This is a genomic window from Paenibacillus sp. DRB1-1 (assembly GCF_052119485.1).
Classification (GTDB): domain Bacteria; phylum Bacillota; class Bacilli; order Paenibacillales; family Paenibacillaceae; genus Paenibacillus; species Paenibacillus polymyxa_B.
Genome location: NZ_JBODQH010000001.1, coordinates 2,908,195 through 2,925,609 on the forward strand (window position 1 = coordinate 2,908,195; position 17,415 = coordinate 2,925,609).

The window sequence follows — 17,415 nt, forward strand, 5'->3', positions numbered from 1 at the left end:
GAATGAGTGAGAGCTATGTAGTGGACGGGGCACAGATACATTGCAGCTATGGAAGTCATACGGAAAGATTTAGTGTTTCAGCTAACAGGGGGATTAGTATTGGCGACAAACTGCAAGGGAATATTCAGGATTTTCACCCGCAGACGCATATCCCTTCTTTCGGAATGTGCCGTAGTATGCATAATCCTGCAGTCTCTTCTGCTAACAAAGGAAATTCCGGAAAAATCATTCCGCAGCCCTGCAAACCGAGCGTTTCTATGCCTTGGTTGAATGGGAAAAAGGATGTATACGTAGATCAATCTCCGGCTCTTATGAGCTGCTCCACGAACTTATGCATGTGGTGTGGAAAAATCTCGTTCTCCACAGACGGGCAGGAATAGTTAGCAGATTGTAGGATTTGCATCACATGAAAAGCAAACGGGGGGAGTAAGATGGGACTGGCAGGAACTGTGCTGACTTATGGAAATATTAGAGTGAATGCACCGTATGAAATTATCAGGCTGCTTGATTTTGAATTGACACAGAAGATAAATGAGCACGGTAAGGTGTACATTACTGCTCTCATACCGGATGAGGATCATGCGAAGTATGACGGTTTAGCGCATGATGAGGATGTGCTAGAGGTATATGAGACGGATGAAGACCGAGGGACAGTTAGCATTTTTAAAGGAATCGTCACCAATATTAGAATTGCATTCAAGAATGGCGTATATCACATGTACATAGAGGCTGCCTCTTTTACATATCTAATGGATCAACAACAGAAAAACCGTTCTTTTCAAAATAGCAACTTGACGTATTATCAACTGTTCCGCGAACTTATAGATGCCTATCCACACGGGGATTTTATTGACCTGACGGACAGCGACAGAAAACTGGACGGCTTTATTATTCAGTATGGGGAGAGTGATTGGGAATTTTTAAAAAGAATGGCCTCTCATCTGCAAGCTGGACTCATTGCCGAGATTACATCCGTGTTCCCGAGACTATGGTTAGGTACCTCGAAAGAACAGGTGAAAGGTGAACTGCGCAGCATTAACTTTTCCCTCCAAAAAACAAAGTCAGGTCCAGAATATACATATGCTGAAGTGGAGGATACGAAGCGTTTTGAACTTGGAGATGTCGTCGTGTTTCAACGAAAGCATTGGGTTATTGATCAGATTCATGCAGAGATGAAGCAAGGCATCATGACATATGGCTACGTTCTCGTTCCGGAAGCAGGTATTCCGAGGGAGGTTATACATAACCCGTTTATCAAAGGTACCTCTATTGAAGGGAAAGTCATTGAGTTAGATGGTGAAAATGAATCCGTTAAACTTCACTTGTCCGTGGACTCTGTGCAGCCCATAGTTGAGGGTTGCTGGTTTTCTTACCCCACCATGTATACCAGTGATGGAATCGGTTGGCATTGCATGCCTGAGTTAGGGGATCATGTTCATTTGTATTTACCTTCTAACAAAGAAAAGGAAGCTCGTGTGGTTCAATCCCTGCGTAAGAGAGACTACAAAGGAGATGAAATCAGCAAGCCGTCAAGAAAGCTGTTTCATACCAAAACTCAAAAAGTGGCGAGATTCGATGACAAAGAGGTAGCACTTTCCACCCAAAAAGAAAAGATACTTGTACGCTTAAATCCTGCTTCCGGCATTCACGTGTATAGTCATCACGATCTTACCTTTCACGCCGATACAGATCTAGTGCTGCATGGCAAAAAGGTACAGATGACCGCTACTCGCGAAATATCTCTGACGTGCAAAACCAGTCATATCCGAACCGATGGAACGCTTCATATCAAGGCTAGTAAGTTCATGAAAAATCAGGTGCCAGATGCAGAGCTGAAAGCCTATAAATCCCTAGTTCAAGAATTGAAAGGGAAGGGGTATCCGCAATGGGTACAGGACTTGCTGCTTCAATATAAAACGGACTACTACAAGGCCGTGGCAGCCGGAGACCAAAAGGGGGCCAAGGAAGCAGCGGCCAAGGCCAAGCAATTGCGTCAGCAGGTGGCAGAAATAGATCGTATGCCCGCCTGGGCCAGAGCGCAAATGCACCAATACACGTCCCAGTGGTGGGAAGCGCACAGCGCAAACGACAAGGCCAAGCAAAAGCAGATGCATCTTCTCGCAAACCAGCTGCGTGACAATGTGCTAATCAACGAACTGATTCGTGGGCATTCTGCCAACTCCTATCTCGATGCGAATCGGTTGGAGGAGCTGTCTGGACAATACGCAGATGCGGCCCATAAGCTGACCGTTGCTGATCAAAAGGCTCTAGCCAAGGAAGCAGCTGCTCTGCGGAGTAAGTATGGCGTGAACAGCCAGCTTGCCAGGGAGAATTTGAACAAGCTTGCCAAGAAGTATCCAGACAGCTTCTCGTACAAGCTTCCAACAACAGGCGATTGGGATAAGGAGCTTAACGCCGCATTGCAGGATTTTGCGAAGAAATACGGCTTGGACAATAAGGGCTACGGCCGTGATGTGCTCGCAGTGTACCTGCATCAAGTAGCCAATGGCGTTCTTCCATGGCCCAAGGTTAGCAAGGCTGCAACGCCGACTGTTCCAACAACGAAAACGGAACCGGGTAAGAAGACGCCGACTACCCCTGAAAAGCCGCAGAAGGAGGAACCAAAGCCATTAGATCCTGAGGATTATAAAGATGGATTGGTAGTGGTGAAAAAGATTGAAAACTATATAAGTAATAAAGGTATAAAAGGTAATCAGGCTCGAGCTCTGTACAGAATAAACGATTACACGAATAACAGTATCATTCAAAAGAAACTGTCCTCGAACCGTAAAGCACCGCTCGTGTTTTTCTTTGAAGGAGACGGTTCGTATAGTTATAAACAAGAAGATCACCCGGAAGGTCGATATGGAGCTGTGGCAATTGTGGTGATAGATGGCGAAATTAAGTATACAAGCAAAAACGCCAGCACACTTCCTGATTATGAGAGCAAGGATAAAACTGTTAAAGATGGAGTGTATGAGTTTGTAGGGGGGTTGCATCGGGGGTCTTATCCTGCTTTGCGTATTCGGGATGGTGCAGCAGTTCCAGCAACCAAAGGAAGCCAAAAAAAGGATACCACAGCAGAAGGCGTAAATATACACAAGGGCTACAATAAAGATACTAAAGGTAAACCGACTTCGACAGCTTGTATTACAGTCCATAAAGACGAGTATGTAAGATTTTTGAGTTCAGTAGGTGTGGTGAAGAATTCATTGGATGAAAGACCTAATCCTGTAACAGGACTAGCTATTCTTGATCGGAAGGATAGATCAAAGTGAAGATGATCAGAAACATATTAATCATTCTTTTTTTAATCGTGTTGTCAGCATGTAATGCTTCTCAAAAAACCTCTACTCCCTTTTCTTCAAAAACGGTAGATATGACTTCAGAAGTGGTGGAATCAGCTAATAAAAATGATAAAACGGAGCTTGTTAAAGAGAATAGCAAGAAAGAATGGGCTTTAACCGTAGAAGAAGGCAAAGAAGATCCAGCAGAATTTTTAGTTCAGCTGGAAGGCTCAAAAGTTGAACGGTTCTTAAGTGCCGAGAAATTGATTAGTCTCCTACAGTCGAAGGAGGATAAAGAGAAATATCGAGATTCTTATGTAAATGTAGGGAGAATCCAAGAAGATGGGAGTCAAATCGCATTCGTATTAGATTTATTTGAAGAAGCGAGATTAATAGTACAGATTTATGATTTGGATTCGGGTAACAAAGTACATGAATTTAAGCTGCCTTATAACCATCCAGTAATTTCGTCTGATTTAACCAAGTATTTATATGAGGATAAAGACAAAGCGTATATATATGACACGTTAACTAATCAATCAACAGCTATTCAGTTAGATGGAAGTTCTATAGATATAGATGACATTCATCAAGGACAATTTTCTCCAGACAGTACCCAGTTTTGTTTTACCAACAGCCAGCAGAATATTGTCATATTTGATGTATCAAATTATAGAACCATTAAGAAAATCCATATAGATTCTGGTATGGCAATAGTCAATCAATGGGCTCAGAAGAATCAATTAATCTATTCTATTGACTCCATGTCTGTAAATAAAACGTACTTGTTAAATTTAAATAATGGAGAGGAGCACCTTTTAGGCAAAGGGATGGAACGACCCTTAATGTCTCGTGATGGGTTGGAGCTATGGTTTGAGAAGTTAGACTTGCCGTCTAATTATAAACTGAATATAAATACAGGTTTAGAAAGTAAAGCCGCATCTATCACTACAATTAATGGGAATACAGCAACGCCTGTGCAGTGGTTTTATACTGCTAATGATTTTTCTAAATATGATAGTGAAATAAAAGTGCATCAAATTAAAGCTTCATCTATTCTGCCAAGTAAAGGCACGCAGACTTATGATGCCAAAAATCTGTTGGATGGAGATACATCTACTGCATGGTGTGAAGGTGTGAAAGGCAACGGGGAAGGGGAAACTATACTGTTAGATCTCGGGTCATTACAGATGGTAAAGGGGATCGAGTTGATTAACGGATATGCTAAATCTGAGAAAAGTTATCGGGAGAATAACAGAGTTCAAAAACTAAAACTGGAATTCTCAGATGGTTCTTCTCTAGAAATGAATGATTTTAACACACGTAAGAAATTTAAAGAGCCTATTAATACCTCATTTATTAAACTTACTATTTTATCAGTTGAACGTGGAACGAAATATCAGGATACATGTATATCCGATGTACGGCTTTTCTAGCATTCTTACAAAAGGGAGATAGCCTATGAAGTGGAAAGAGCCAACGTTTGGTGCAACACCTATGTTGAAAGCTTTAGCAACCGCTAATGCGCACAGGAAAGCAAAGGCTTTTGACTTGGTAGCAGAGCAGAAGAAACAGAAACTGAATTATCCTGATTGGGCACAGACCTGGATGCGTAAATACAAAGAGGATTGGTACATCGCTCAAGCCAACGGTGACGAGGTTGGCATGCGTAAAGCGCAAAAGCTAGCAGAGGGACTGCGAAGCAAACTACGCGAAATGGCTACGTTCCCCAAATGGGCTCAAGAGCAAATGCAAAAAGAAACAATTCGTTGGATGGCTGCTGAGGCAAGCGGGAATATCAAAGAAAAGCTAGCTGCTGAGAAGGCGGGACGAGCTATACGAGAGAAACTGGGTGTGATTGATAAAAGCATTAAAGAACCACCAAAAGAACCAGTTACGAACGAATCAAAGGATGAACCTACAAAAAATGTAAAGACTCCGACTGGAAAATGGATACCTGCTGAATTCCAGTACAATGGTAACTCTAAAGCAGAGAAACTCTTCAAAAAGTATTCATTAAATTTTACAAAATTAAAATGGAATCAGGAAAAGCTGCATAGTTTGTGGGAAGCTACAAAAAAGATACAAGAAGCATATGATATTCAGATTGATCCACGGCTTTTGTTAGCTATCATTATTCAGGAAGGAACAGGAAGCTTCAATACTAGCAGTTCAAATCGAGCAGCAGATGGACAACATGGTGCTGAAACTGATTATGCCAAAGATTTAATGAAAGCCAACAGTTTAATATTCGGAAAACTATTGGGATATATTTACTATGGCGAGGATTTTAGAAAAGCAGTAGCTAAAAACAATAAATCACCTGGAATCACTGGTAATGGGACTTTATTTCAATATTGCAACTGGAAAACCCCAATCGTCAGGATGAACCGAAAAGTAGTAGAACTCGGACCATATGCTGGAAATGGCACGTGGGGAACAAGCGTAGAGAAACTATATAATAAACTTAGTAATAATGAAGCCGATAATTATGAACTATATATATCAAGTATTAATAAAAGTAAGGCTCAAGAAATTGTCAGATCGGAAGGGATAAAGCTACCTGCTTATACATTTAAGGCTCAACGCAATGCGCAAGATTCGAGAGGCGTTTCTAATGGAGAATGGACAATAACAGGCAACTGATAGTTTTTGAAATGAGGAAAAGAAATGCGCAAGCTAATTGTAATCATTGTAATCATTTTCTGGCTAACAGCGTGTAGCTCTGCAGTTGTTAAAACCGACAATCATGAAGTACCCACTCAAGCTAAGTCAGGACAGGAAATAGCTGAGAAGATTGTATCTGCCGATCCGAAGCCCCTTCAGGAAGAGGACTTTGAAATTTCATATCGATCACACAAGATTGATAAAATAACAGACATTAAAGAACTTATTCATAAGTTGGGTTATGGTGAGGGATATGATAGTTCCAATCGAGGATTTATTAGTGGAAACGGGGCTTACAGAAGGTGGAACTTGTCTTATCCTAACTACGTGGACCCAGAAATAAGATTTGTAGTGTTATCTAAGATTGAGCTTGAAGGTGAGGAATTGGTGGATGGTGAAAGTTATCTAGTAGCTGTGAGCTTGGAAAGTCCCAAGTTTAAAACAAAAAGAGGATTGAAGATCGGTGATACCCTTGGCAAAGTACTACAGCTCTACGGCAAACCGAGTATTGTAACAAATGGGAGTCTGCTCTACTCCAAAAACGGCTTGCATTTGAGGATTCTGTGGGACACTAAAAAGGAAAATGTATATAATATTTCCATTGATTACAACATGGAAAAATCCATAAAACAGCAACGTAGCGCAGATTATGTAGAAGAAGATGCTCAGCCCGACCCTAATCTGGAACCATATACTATTCAAGAAGGACAATCTTTTATCACTTCTCTTAATGGGTGGGGGAAAGTAAGGTTTGTATCTACATTAAAAGATGAGGGTACGAATGATCTGATACAAGCAAAGTTTTTTTTGGAAGTTAACAATGACAAATATGTGGAAAAGAAGATACTATACGAATTCCCCGAATTTTATGGTAACAACGGTAGGATGATTGACAGGATTAAAGCAGTAAGCTTTAAGGATTTAAATCAGGATGGGCGTACGGACATTGTCATAATTGCGGATTATATCACCGGGGTTAATGCACATGGAATAGAGACTCACCCTGTTGCGGGTATTTACTTTCAGAAAAAGGACAACACATACACTACCCTGCCTGAATTGGATAATAATATCAATCAAACAGGCCACAATCGAACACTTCAAAATGTCATTCAATATGTAAGTAAACAACGTATAAACATGCAATGAACAATGTAAGAGAGGAGTTTTTTGAATCAACTTTATAAAACAAAATAGAATACTATCTTTAATATTGTTATTTAGCCTGCTATTGAATGGATGTTCGGAAAAATCTACGAATGAGAAGCAGCAGGCAGTTGATCCCATCAAACCTAGCACTCAAGTGGTAGAGCAAAAAGCTGTGACTGAACCAGAGCCTGCTGCTCAAGAACTAGATCAAAATAGCAATATTGTTACTCCAATAAATAAAAGAAGTAGTGCTCGCGCTACAGATTCTGACACATTGGATCAGTTTATAAATAAAATTCAACCCCAAGGTGAGCATATTCAAAAAATATTAAAAGAAGATTTGGATCGTGATGGAAAGCTGGAATACGTGCTTGTTTTTGGATTAGAAAAAGAGAAAATTGACGACATATTTGTAGTCCGGGAGGATGCTGGTTATCACATCATTGATAAATTAAAGGACCCAGTTATGGTTGTGCATCTTAATAAAGATGTGAAGATCATGAAGTTGGATCAAACAGAACAAAAATTTATCGTGGTATATTCCACTAGCGAAGTGAATGAGGCAGAAGGCTTCTCTATATTTGCTTTGGAACATAACCAAATTAATAACCTGAATTACAGTTATCCAGAAGCAACAGGGCAAGGAATCAGGAAGCTGGAGGATATTAATAAAGATAGTGTTTTTGAGGATGTGAGTTATTACCGTTTTCAGGATACTCAACAACATACAATCATGACGTATCAGAAATTTGACAGGACTGGACCAGAAAGATCAGAAGTATTATATGGAAATAAAGATAAAAAATTTGTATACCCTACGATTCCTAAAGATATTATCCAAAATTATTTGGAAGATCATTATCTTATGAATCGCTTCTTGATACACTTGCCCGAAATGGCGGAATTCACAGCTTTGTCAGAAAACCCGAAAAATAATTTTTTTGAAGATATCATAGATTTTTCAACTATGGACTATACGAGATTAGATCTGAATATAAAAGAGATTGCTATTAAGGCTGATCAGCGGGCATTTTTGGTAAAGAGTAACTCAGAAGAAGGGGAATCAAACCAAGGACTTGTATTTACATTAGAAAAACAGTCAGGCAAGTGGAGGATTATGAGCATAGAGTCAAACGATAAATCGTAGAGAGTGTGATATCCAGCATGAGTCACTTCAAGGGCGGTCGTATATGTTTCGTCCTGTTATTGTTATTTTCCTTCGTGGTACTGAACGGATGTACGAAGGGAAATGATTCTTCAAAAGCAGCAACAAATTATGCGCTTGTTCTCCAAAATGAAGCCAAAACGATTTCCTATTCGAAAAAGTTGGATGCATTAGTTCAAAAACTTCGTATAGTCAACGATGAGAATATGGATTCTGATATCAGACAAAACAAGCTTGAGGAGTTCACACAGGAATTTAATTTGTTGTTAAACGAGCCAAAAAGTGTAGAGATGAAGGATGGAGAATTAGTAGAAAAGTTCGATAACAATCTCACTATCTTAACAAAATCGTTTCAGTTAAAAAGTGGGCAGCTAAACGTTAGAGTTATGAATTATAGAGCACCTAAAACGGTGACAGGTACGATCGGAGATAAATACACATTTATTCAGTGGTGGAGTACGAAGCAGCTTGTACACGCCCAGATGATTGAGGATGGCGGGCCAGAATTGGCTACAGATTTTGTGGTTCGAGATTCAGACCAAGGAATACAGTTGTGGTTAGGGGGACATGTCTCCATATATCATCCAGACCCCGTATTTGTTGATTTGTGGGAGTTGTCTGGACAAAAGTGGACGCAGAAAAGTATAGATGTGGGTAAGATGAAGCTCCCGGATGCGTGGGAGCTGAACAAGGATATGGATGAGCCTATTATTCTCGAGAATCGACAACATGATAGCGTGAGTATCGAGGTTTTAGACCACGACGATGGTTTCTTAATAAACAGTGATGATTCTGAACAGAACATTAGCATTGAGTTCTCCAAAAGCGGGGAAGTCCATATTGATTCTGAATATAACATCACCTCAAATACTCATATTGAACAGCAAAGCTACGAACTCATTCAAGCGAAATATTCGGAAAATGGGATCATTATTAAATATCCTCAAATTACAAAACTCAAGGATACTGTAAAGCAAAAATCTTTAAACCAAATTCTTAAGACCGAAGCTGTAAAAGGATTACACGAATATGTCGATTCTGGTACTGAAGCTCATGTAGAGATTGATTATGAAATTAAACGGCAAAGTGAACGGTTCTTGAGTGTTCAATATACGGGTGTTCGTTATGTGAAGAGCGCAGCCTATCCTAATCATATTTTCTATACGACCAACTTGGATATGAAGCAGGCTTCAAAATTAAGATTGAGTGATCTGATAAAGATCGAGAAACCTTTGTTAGAGCTTTTAAAAAATGGGGAAATTACAGATGTACAACCGGAGCAAAAAGGCTTAATCGGTGGTTTTACACAAGATGAGTTGATTCAATCGTTAACAAGTGCAGACCTAACAAAAGGATCGACTGAGGAGTCAGCATTAGATACATTTAGTTATCTCACAAATGATTCGTTGGGGATGAGTGTACCTATGGCTCATGTGGTAGGGGACCATGCGGAGTATGAGATTCGTTTTGGGCAAATTCCAGATAATATCAAGCAAAATAAGGAACTATGGAGTGAGCTAAGTCCTGTTGTGGATCAGTCTGTTTCCGCTAGTGGCGGTGAAAAATTGGATACAGATCAATATGAAATTGAAGAGTCGCAGTCTTCTCACACTACTCTCGAAGGTTTTGGAAAAGTTCGGTTTGTATCCACATATGGGTATCCGGAAGGTCTTCGTAAATTCTTTTTCTTCCTATTGGATGACCAAGGACATATTCTGTATCCATTCCCCGATTTCTACGGGAACCGTGAGTGGGTTGCACGTTACGGAGGTGTAGAAGCAGTGGTCTTTAAGGATGTGAATAAGGATGGATTGAAGGATGTTATCGTCATTGCCGATGTTGACAACGGGATTCATGGACCTGGTAGAGTTGATGAATTTCCTATAGCGGACATATATTTTCAGAAAAAAAATAAAACCTTTACCACGCTCCCTGCATTGGATCAGGCAGGAGCATAATCAAACCATTAAAGATGTCATTCAATACGTAAGCAAACAACGGATAAACGTAAACTAACTGGCAAAAGGGAGCGGTAACATGGGATATCCAATCATCAAGTATAATGGAACGGTTTTATCTCTTAAAAATCCGAAAGTTAAAGTTGTACAGAAAATGAATGAGCATGTGAAAGTCTTTTTGACAGGTGTGTTAACGGGTGCCCAAATGGAAGAGTACACAGATCATATGGAGGCAGGGGCTAAGTTAGTCGTTTCTTATGTGAATGATGATCAAAAGCAGATTGTATTATTTAGGGGATTAGCCACGCAGTTCAGAATCAGGCTGGTGTCCAATGTAGCCTATTTGGTCGTCGAAGCCCTCTCCTATACAAGCCAGCTGGATGAAGTGCTTCATAGACAATCCTTTCAAAATGTAAAGATGAAGGTGCAGGCATTACTTGAACATGTACTCAAATCATATCCCAAAGCCAATTGTACGAGCCGTTTAAAAGATCAGCTTTTACAGGAATTTACGATGCAATTCGACGAAACGGACTGGTCGTTTCTGAAACGTATAGCGTCTCGGCTTGGTTGGGGACTGATACCTGATCCGATTGGAGACAAACCTCAGTTTTATTTTGGATTACCAGATGGTGTCAATCAAGGTGAGCTCAAACAGTATAACTACTCGATGACCAGAAAAGCCAAGCCAGGGGCCAGCAAGGACGACAATCTTTTGTATTACAAAGTACAAACGACAGGGGCCAAAGATGTTCTATTGCATATTGGCGCAGAGGTTAAATTCAAAGGGAAAACCTTATACGTCCTGCAGTCTGTTGCGTTTATACGGCATAGTGTCTTGTGGCATGAATATGTGCTGACTACATCGGATGGAATGAAACAGGATTTGATTTTAAATGAGAGCATTCGTGGCATATCATTGAAGTCCAAGGTCATTGGAATCGAGCAGGATCATGTGAAGGTTTTCTTTTATGAAATGGACAAGGTCAAGCCGAACGTCAAGGAAACCTTCGCTTTTCCAACGGCTACATTTTATACATCGGAAGGGAATACGGGATGGTACTGCATGCCAGAGTTGTTTGACTTTGTAGATATCTACTTTCCGACCTCTAAAGAAAAAGACGCCATTGTAACTCACTCGATCCGCAAGAGATCCAAAGGCGGTGACTTTATTAAGGACCCGTCGACGAAGATCTTTATGACCAAGTACCGCAAAGCTATTATTTTTGAGAAAAATGAAATTTTAATCACGGGGAACGACGATGAAGTGGTGATTCGACTGCTGGATGACCATGGCATTGAACTGCGAAGCAAAAAGGATATCCGTGTAAAAGCTGACGGGAACCTGGTGTTCAATGCGGGTAACACGATACAGGTGACCGCGAAGGATGCTATCGGTTTAAAATGTAAAACGAGTTTGGTAGAAATGGATGGTAACATCAAAATGACTGGAGAAAAGATAAAGACGCAATAACTAAATCCATCGTGAGAGGATAAAGAGTATGGCTAAAGAAACCACAGGAGCAATCGTAAACGAGAAACCGCCTACCCAAGAAGATATGATTCAAGAATGGAAACGTAAAATAAGCAAAGGCGAATATCCTTTTATTCATGTAACTAAGCATAGCACCAAAGGTGAAGAGCTCTAAGTATGTTTAGCAACAAGTAAATAAGGCTCCTAAGGAGCCTTATTTGAGTGTGATGATTTGTACCCTTTTAGCACTATTATGTAGCCGTAAAGGTGAATTTTATTAACTACATTTGTCATTGCATACTCGTTAGTACAACAAATTAAAAATGGTGTTCATCTATGCAATTTTCTCCTAACATACAGTTACAAAGACCTATTCTACATAAACTATGTACTATGACCAGATATACTGCATCCAATGACTTTATACTTATTTTTCCTCTCGGCTATATCGCTCGCAAAAAGGATGCACTATAATTATACTACTTCTTAATTTGGGAAAAATTAGACTTTAACATAGATTACAAATATGTTGAAAGTGAAATGCTCGATGAGTATCCCTTCTCAGGAAGAAGGGGCCTTGTATTTGGGGACTTCACTGTCGATAAACCAATCTGGCCCGGAGACGTCGATCACTTCTTTGGTTTTATAATTATAGTAGATGGTAATTTTGTTGTCTTCGTGGCCTTTAATGTACCCATACAAATAAAGCCTGGAGTGGACAGCAGGATCATCCACAGCATAATCCTTTAATATGAAATCGGCATTATAGTGTTCTTTAATAAACTCCACACCGATGGGAGTGGCGACGTCTACTAATTCTTTTTTCTCTTTGTCGGACAAGCTGGAACAACCTCCTAAATACATAATAATTAAAATAAGTGCCAGAATCAGTGGGATTTTTCTGTTCAAGTTACAATTCTCCTTTTCTGGTAATCACCTTTTTTCATAACTCTATAATATATTTACACAATAGACAAGGTGGGAATAACTTGACCTACACTAACGATAAAACATACTGGACCATTGCGGATAAAGTTTATGACCGGGAGTTGACTGCTAAAGATTCTAAAAGCAGAATTCTTCCTGACTGGAAGATTGTTGAGCCTGAAGGGGCTATGCTGCATGATACGAACGGTTCTGGATTCGATGCGACTGTATTCCTTAACGAGAAGACCAATCAGGTGATCATCGGTTATAGGGGGACAGAACCTCCGAATCGACCCAAGTGGAGTGTGGCGATGGACTGGGGAACGGATTTCAGCGATGTCGTCGGAGGACGCGCGAAAACGTTGGAAGAAGTCCATCAATATTATGAAAATAATAAGGCAGAGGTGGCTAAACTCCCACCACAGGTGCAAAGTGCATTTCTTCAATATGAGGAGAAGTACCAGAATAATCAATTTACACAAGCTCAGAATCTATATGATGTTGTAAAAAAAGAGTATCCCTCTGCTGAAATAACGACCACAGGCCATTCTCTGGGAGGAGCGGAGGCAGAATATGTGGCGGTGCGGAACGGGCTGTCATCAGTCGCTTATAATCCACCAAGCATTGTACATCTATTACCGGATGATCTTCAAAAGAAGGTGGAAAATGGCGATTTTCGAAAGACGAATGTCGCTTATGTCAATCCGAAAGACACTATCGGTTCGGGAGTTAATGATGCACAGCCACATGTGGGTACAACCTACTTTATAGACAATGATTATAAGACAGCTAATGAAGCCAAAATCACTGTTCCTGTTTCATTACCGGTCAGAAGGGAAAGTAAGTGGGCCAACTTTTTTTTGGGACCCAAATGGTCTCCCATTGTGTATGTCCCGATTACGTTGCCTATGATGCAGCAAGATCCGATTACAAAGTTCTATAATTCGGTATTTGGAGAAGCGACGCATAGCATGGATCATTTCACATTTGATAAAAACGGCAATATCAGCAATCCGCTGTACACGATGGATGGACAATTGGTAGAAGGTAACCCACGGGTGCAGGCATACGAGCAGATGCTGGCCGCGCGAGCAGAGCTTAAGGAAGTCGTGGGCGATTTGGTCGAACGCTACGGTGGACAATTAGGTGCCTTCGGGCAGTTTGCTGCTAATGCACTGGGTGTGAATTTGATGGGAGCAGGACAACAAGATGGTCGCGTTAATGGTGGGGCATATTTTGTAGGCAACAAGAATACAGGCACAATTCAATTAACACCTGAGGAGCTAAAGCATGCGGCTAACCAGATGCGTTCCAGCCTGCATGGATTCTCTAGCGATACCCGAGCATCCATCCAGTTATTTCAGGCTCATATCGGGACGAGTGAAAGTCAGTCTTTGACCCCAATTGCGCATAGTGCAACGGCAACGTTAGATCGGATTAATCGCTGGTATCAGGAATCGATTACGGAGATCGCAGAATATATAGATCGCAAGGGTCAGGAATTCACGATGGTGGATCAGTAATAGATCAGCTGTAAGAACACAACAGGGGGCAAAAGAGATGAGTAGAATATCTTTGAGCCTGGGGGATCTGCGGAGGGCTGTACAACAATGCGAACAGCTAAAGCAAAGACTTCAGCATCAGGAGCAGCAGATGAAAAATATATATGGTCGTCTGCAAGACTGGCGGGGAGAATCGGCTGCTGAATTAACACGTAAAATGGAGGCGTTTCTCCAAGGAACCACGGTACGGATGCAAGAATTGGACGAGCATAAAGAGCAGTTGAAACGTTATATTCGTAAAATGGAAGAAGCAGATCGGCGCGAAGAGAAACGCAAACGGGCAGCGCAATGGTAATGTAAGGCTCAACCATTAAGTCAGCTACATAACATAAAAAAACCGTACAATCGCTAGGGGACTCCCGCGGGGTACGGTTAAATGCATTTAAGTAAAAACCACATATATAGTAGAAGAAAAAAATTTCCTCTGGAGTGACGACGATAAAACCTTTGGCCAGAGATTTATCGGAGTCTACTTTAAATTATCCTGTGAGCGAATATAGCAGTGTTCGGAAGCTTGGAGATGAGTTAAATAAAGTGTAAAAATGTTGAAAAGCTACAAAGTTCGACATATTGTTCGCTTTTTCGCATCATATGTTATTGAATTAGGGATTTTTGTTTGCTATTTATCGTATATTTATGTATAATCTATCGTGTTGAAAGATTGATTGTACGTAATATGCTGATGAGGGTGGGTTCATTGACGCTGCTCGACAGTAACGAAAGCAAGAAGCGGATGTGCCAGATTTACAATGAAGTTTCAAAGGAACTGTTCGGCTTCGGGACCACGCTGCTGCGGGCCACCGTTGAGAACAACATTGTTACCTTTGTGGCGAAGCACCGGCGTTCTCCACGCTCGGCAGCATTGGAAGTGGAAGCCCCCGGCTTGAAGCTGGAAGTGGATTTCCGAATGTCCATGCTGTACAAGAAGAGACTTCGCGAGAAGCTGATTGAGGATATGGAGCTCGATATAGAAGCTTTACTGCGCGATTATGATGCAGCAACGCAGTGGGCAATTACGAACATCATACTGAAAGAATCCTAATAAAATTGGATATTCGGCTTTTCGCTTCGGATCTATCTGAGGGGAGAACCTGTTATAACGCGCAGCGGGATCAACTTATTCTTTGTTTACGAAGAAAAGTATTCTTGTTTTACAAGAGTACTTTTCTTTTTTGTGTCATAAGGTGTGCAGAATAAAAAAACAGGGGGAGTTTCATATGAAAAAATGGTTTAAAGGATTTATGGCTGTGACCTTGGCATCTGTGGTACTGGCAGGTTGCGGCAGCAATGCTACTGGCGGTCAGACAGATGGAAAAGATGGCTCAGCTGATGGGAAAAAGAAACTAGTTATTTCAACATGGGGCTTTTCCGAGGACTTTTTTAATAAAGAAGTGTACGAGCCTTTTGAAAAGGAACATAACGTTGACATCGTAGTCGAAATTGGAAATAACGCAGAACGGTTGAACAAAATCAGCCAAGGCAGCACAGATGTCGATCTGATTTATCTGTCTGATTATTATGCTCAACAGGGAATTCAACAGGGATTGTTTGAGAAGCTGGATCGCAGCAAGGTGCCGAATCTGAACCAAATTTATGACATTGCCAAAGCACCACTGGGTGAGGAGTATGGTCCTGCTTATACAGTTGGGCGTCTCGGTATTGCCTATAATCCGGAGCTGGTGAAAAAAAATGTGACCTCTTGGGCTGACCTGTGGGGGAATGAGTTCAAAGGAAACGTGACTCTGCCGAACATTACGGCGACTGCCGGACCAATGATGGTAGATGCAGCCTCCAAAGTAGCGGGTAGTAAGGAGTTTAATGAAGACCAAGCCTTCGGAAAACTGAAAGAGCTGAGTCCGAATATCGTTAAGTTTTATAGTAAAACGTCCGAGTTCGTGAACATGTTTAGTCAACAGGAAATTGCGGGCGGTCCGATCATGGAAATGTACTTCAAAGATTTGCAGGCGGCTGTGCCAGGAGCGAAATTTGTAGCTCCTAGTGAAGGTGCTTACGCAGTAATGAACACGATTAATGTAGTGAAAGGCTCCGACCAGAAGGAGCTGGCTGAGGAATTTATCAACTGGCAGCTGAGCAAGGAAATTCAAGAAAAATCCGCCAAGGCAAAGGTTGATTCCCCGGTGAATACGCAGGTGGTACTATCCGGTGCGGATACAGAGGGAATTACGTACGGTGCAGATGTAGTGAACAAGCTGACCAAGCTGGATATGAAGTTCGTTAACGATCATATCAAGGCATGGACAGATCGTTGGAACCGGGAAGTTGCACAATAATGAAAAAGGTCATATTAGATGTAGATACGGGCATTGATGATGCGTTGGGTATTTTACTAGCGGCCAAAAGTGGTCAGCTGGATATCCAAGCGATTACTACAGTATGCGGTAATGTTTCACTTAAACAAGCAACATTGAACACATGCAAAATCCTCGACCTTTTGGATAGACCGGATATTCCGGTTTATCGGGGGGCAGAGGCTCCCTTAATACGTAAAGGTCTGCACGAGCACCGTGTCCATGGAGAAGACGGCATTGGAGGTGCATTGAGTGGAGTAGTACCAGCCATGTCTGCGTCCGAAGGTTTTGCACCGGATATCATCATTGATACCGTGATGGCTCACCCGGGGGAAGTGACGCTCATTTGCACCGGTCCACTCACCAATCTGGCACTGGCGCTACTGAAGTGTCCCGAGCTGACGGATCACGTCCATGAGGTCATTTTTATGGGCGGTGTTATTCACGGGTGCGGCAATATTACACCTGTAGCGGAGTACAACATGTATGCTGATCCTGAAGCCGCACGAATCGTATTTCATGCAGGATTTGGTCGATTGATACAGGTGGGACTGGATGTAACACGGAAGGCTCTGCTGACTGTGGATCATATTGCTCGTCTGACCCGCCCAGCAATTCGTAATTATGTAGCTGAAAGCACGGCCGTTTATACCAAGCGTTATGAAGAACGCAACGGGGTAAAAGCGTGTGCGCTTCATGACCCGCTTGCCGTGGGTGTCGCGTTGAATTCGAGGTTAGTAGATACCTCGCTGTTGTATGTCGACGTGGAAACCTCGAGTCGCATATGTGACGGACAAACAGTGGGCGATGTACAGAACCGCCTCAATCATAGCCCCAATATGAATGTGTGCGAACAGGTGGACAGCGAAGCTTTTCTGGAGCTGTTTATCCAGGTGCTGAATAAGGAATAACATTTT

The 17,415-nt window shown here is 41.5% G+C and carries 15 protein-coding genes; 14 read left to right on the forward strand and 1 reads right to left on the reverse strand.

What is annotated here, in order from left to right:
* The first annotated feature begins 2 nt into the window (after positions 1-2).
* The 9 genes from ACQW03_RS12885 (at position 3) to ACQW03_RS12925 (ending at position 11,875) form a co-directional block, all read left to right on the forward strand.
* Entirely contained in the window at positions 3-380 is a 378-nt protein-coding gene (locus tag ACQW03_RS12885) for a DUF4280 domain-containing protein (protein ID WP_104497673.1), read from the forward strand.
* 51 nt (positions 381-431) lie between these two features.
* On the forward strand, positions 432-3,278 hold the full coding sequence (locus ACQW03_RS12890; protein ID WP_441950018.1) for a contractile injection system protein, VgrG/Pvc8 family: 2,847 nt from the start codon (positions 432-434) through the stop codon (positions 3,276-3,278).
* Between the two features lie 2 nt (positions 3,279-3,280).
* Positions 3,281-4,723, forward strand: coding sequence for a discoidin domain-containing protein (locus tag ACQW03_RS12895; RefSeq protein WP_441952391.1), 1,443 nt, complete (start codon positions 3,281-3,283; stop codon positions 4,721-4,723).
* Between the two features lie 25 nt (positions 4,724-4,748).
* Positions 4,749-5,933: a hypothetical protein gene (locus ACQW03_RS12900; RefSeq protein ID WP_441950020.1), complete on the forward strand. Its 1,185-nt coding sequence runs from the start codon at positions 4,749-4,751 to the stop codon at positions 5,931-5,933.
* Positions 5,934-5,957: 24 nt separating this feature from the next.
* Positions 5,958-7,103 (forward strand): hypothetical protein, encoded by a 1,146-nt coding sequence (locus ACQW03_RS12905; RefSeq protein ID WP_441950022.1) that lies wholly within the window; start codon positions 5,958-5,960, stop codon positions 7,101-7,103.
* Positions 7,104-7,167: 64 nt separating this feature from the next.
* The gene (locus tag ACQW03_RS12910) at positions 7,168-8,250 is read left to right on the forward strand and encodes a hypothetical protein (RefSeq protein WP_441950024.1); all 1,083 of its coding nucleotides are present in this window, start codon (positions 7,168-7,170) and stop codon (positions 8,248-8,250) included.
* A gap of 17 nt (positions 8,251-8,267) precedes the next feature.
* Entirely contained in the window at positions 8,268-10,226 is a 1,959-nt protein-coding gene (locus ACQW03_RS12915) for a DUF4163 domain-containing protein (protein ID WP_441950026.1), read from the forward strand.
* A 79-nt stretch (positions 10,227-10,305) separates the two neighbouring features.
* A complete protein-coding gene (locus ACQW03_RS12920; RefSeq protein WP_441950028.1) occupies positions 10,306-11,700 on the forward strand; it encodes a hypothetical protein in 1,395 nt (464 codons plus the stop codon).
* Positions 11,701-11,728: 28 nt separating this feature from the next.
* A complete protein-coding gene (locus ACQW03_RS12925; protein WP_441950030.1) occupies positions 11,729-11,875 on the forward strand; it encodes a hypothetical protein in 147 nt (48 codons plus the stop codon).
* A gap of 386 nt (positions 11,876-12,261) precedes the next feature.
* Here the strand turns inward: ACQW03_RS12925 and ACQW03_RS12930 are convergent, their stop codons facing one another.
* Complete coding sequence (locus ACQW03_RS12930; RefSeq protein ID WP_441950032.1) at positions 12,262-12,609, reverse strand: hypothetical protein; 348 nt, start codon at positions 12,607-12,609, stop codon at positions 12,262-12,264.
* Between the two features lie 80 nt (positions 12,610-12,689).
* On the opposite strand from ACQW03_RS12930, the gene ACQW03_RS12935 reads away from it, so the two are divergent.
* The 5 genes from ACQW03_RS12935 (at position 12,690) to ACQW03_RS12955 (ending at position 17,409) form a co-directional block, all read left to right on the forward strand.
* The gene (locus ACQW03_RS12935; protein WP_441950034.1) at positions 12,690-14,150 is read left to right on the forward strand and encodes a lipase family protein; all 1,461 of its coding nucleotides are present in this window, start codon (positions 12,690-12,692) and stop codon (positions 14,148-14,150) included.
* Positions 14,151-14,187: 37 nt separating this feature from the next.
* A complete protein-coding gene (locus ACQW03_RS12940; protein ID WP_441950036.1) occupies positions 14,188-14,484 on the forward strand; it encodes a WXG100 family type VII secretion target in 297 nt (98 codons plus the stop codon).
* Between the two features lie 402 nt (positions 14,485-14,886).
* Positions 14,887-15,231: a hypothetical protein gene (locus ACQW03_RS12945; RefSeq protein WP_023990832.1), complete on the forward strand. Its 345-nt coding sequence runs from the start codon at positions 14,887-14,889 to the stop codon at positions 15,229-15,231.
* A 175-nt stretch (positions 15,232-15,406) separates the two neighbouring features.
* Positions 15,407-16,480, forward strand: a complete 1,074-nt coding sequence (locus tag ACQW03_RS12950; RefSeq protein ID WP_441950038.1) for an extracellular solute-binding protein — start codon at positions 15,407-15,409, stop codon at positions 16,478-16,480.
* Positions 16,480-17,409: a nucleoside hydrolase gene (locus ACQW03_RS12955; RefSeq protein ID WP_076292722.1), complete on the forward strand. Its 930-nt coding sequence runs from the start codon at positions 16,480-16,482 to the stop codon at positions 17,407-17,409. Before ACQW03_RS12950 ends, ACQW03_RS12955 begins: the two co-directional genes overlap by 1 nt.
* Positions 17,410-17,415: the final 6 nt, after the last annotated feature.

Coding starts and splice junctions, on each gene's coding strand:
- ACQW03_RS12890 (WP_441950018.1), top strand. CDS start 432: ATGGGACTGGCAGGAACTGTGCTGACTTATGGAAATATTAGAGTGAAT.
- ACQW03_RS12900 (WP_441950020.1), top strand. CDS start 4,749: ATGAAGTGGAAAGAGCCAACGTTTGGTGCAACACCTATGTTGAAAGCT.
- ACQW03_RS12955 (WP_076292722.1), top strand. CDS start 16,480: ATGAAAAAGGTCATATTAGATGTAGATACGGGCATTGATGATGCGTTG.
- ACQW03_RS12915 (WP_441950026.1), top strand. CDS start 8,268: ATGAGTCACTTCAAGGGCGGTCGTATATGTTTCGTCCTGTTATTGTTA.
- ACQW03_RS12920 (WP_441950028.1), top strand. CDS start 10,306: ATGGGATATCCAATCATCAAGTATAATGGAACGGTTTTATCTCTTAAA.
- ACQW03_RS12885 (WP_104497673.1), top strand. CDS start 3: ATGAGTGAGAGCTATGTAGTGGACGGGGCACAGATACATTGCAGCTAT.
- ACQW03_RS12895 (WP_441952391.1), top strand. CDS start 3,281: ATGATCAGAAACATATTAATCATTCTTTTTTTAATCGTGTTGTCAGCA.
- ACQW03_RS12905 (WP_441950022.1), top strand. CDS start 5,958: ATGCGCAAGCTAATTGTAATCATTGTAATCATTTTCTGGCTAACAGCG.
- ACQW03_RS12940 (WP_441950036.1), top strand. CDS start 14,188: ATGAGTAGAATATCTTTGAGCCTGGGGGATCTGCGGAGGGCTGTACAA.
- ACQW03_RS12925 (WP_441950030.1), top strand. CDS start 11,729: ATGGCTAAAGAAACCACAGGAGCAATCGTAAACGAGAAACCGCCTACC.
- ACQW03_RS12950 (WP_441950038.1), top strand. CDS start 15,407: ATGAAAAAATGGTTTAAAGGATTTATGGCTGTGACCTTGGCATCTGTG.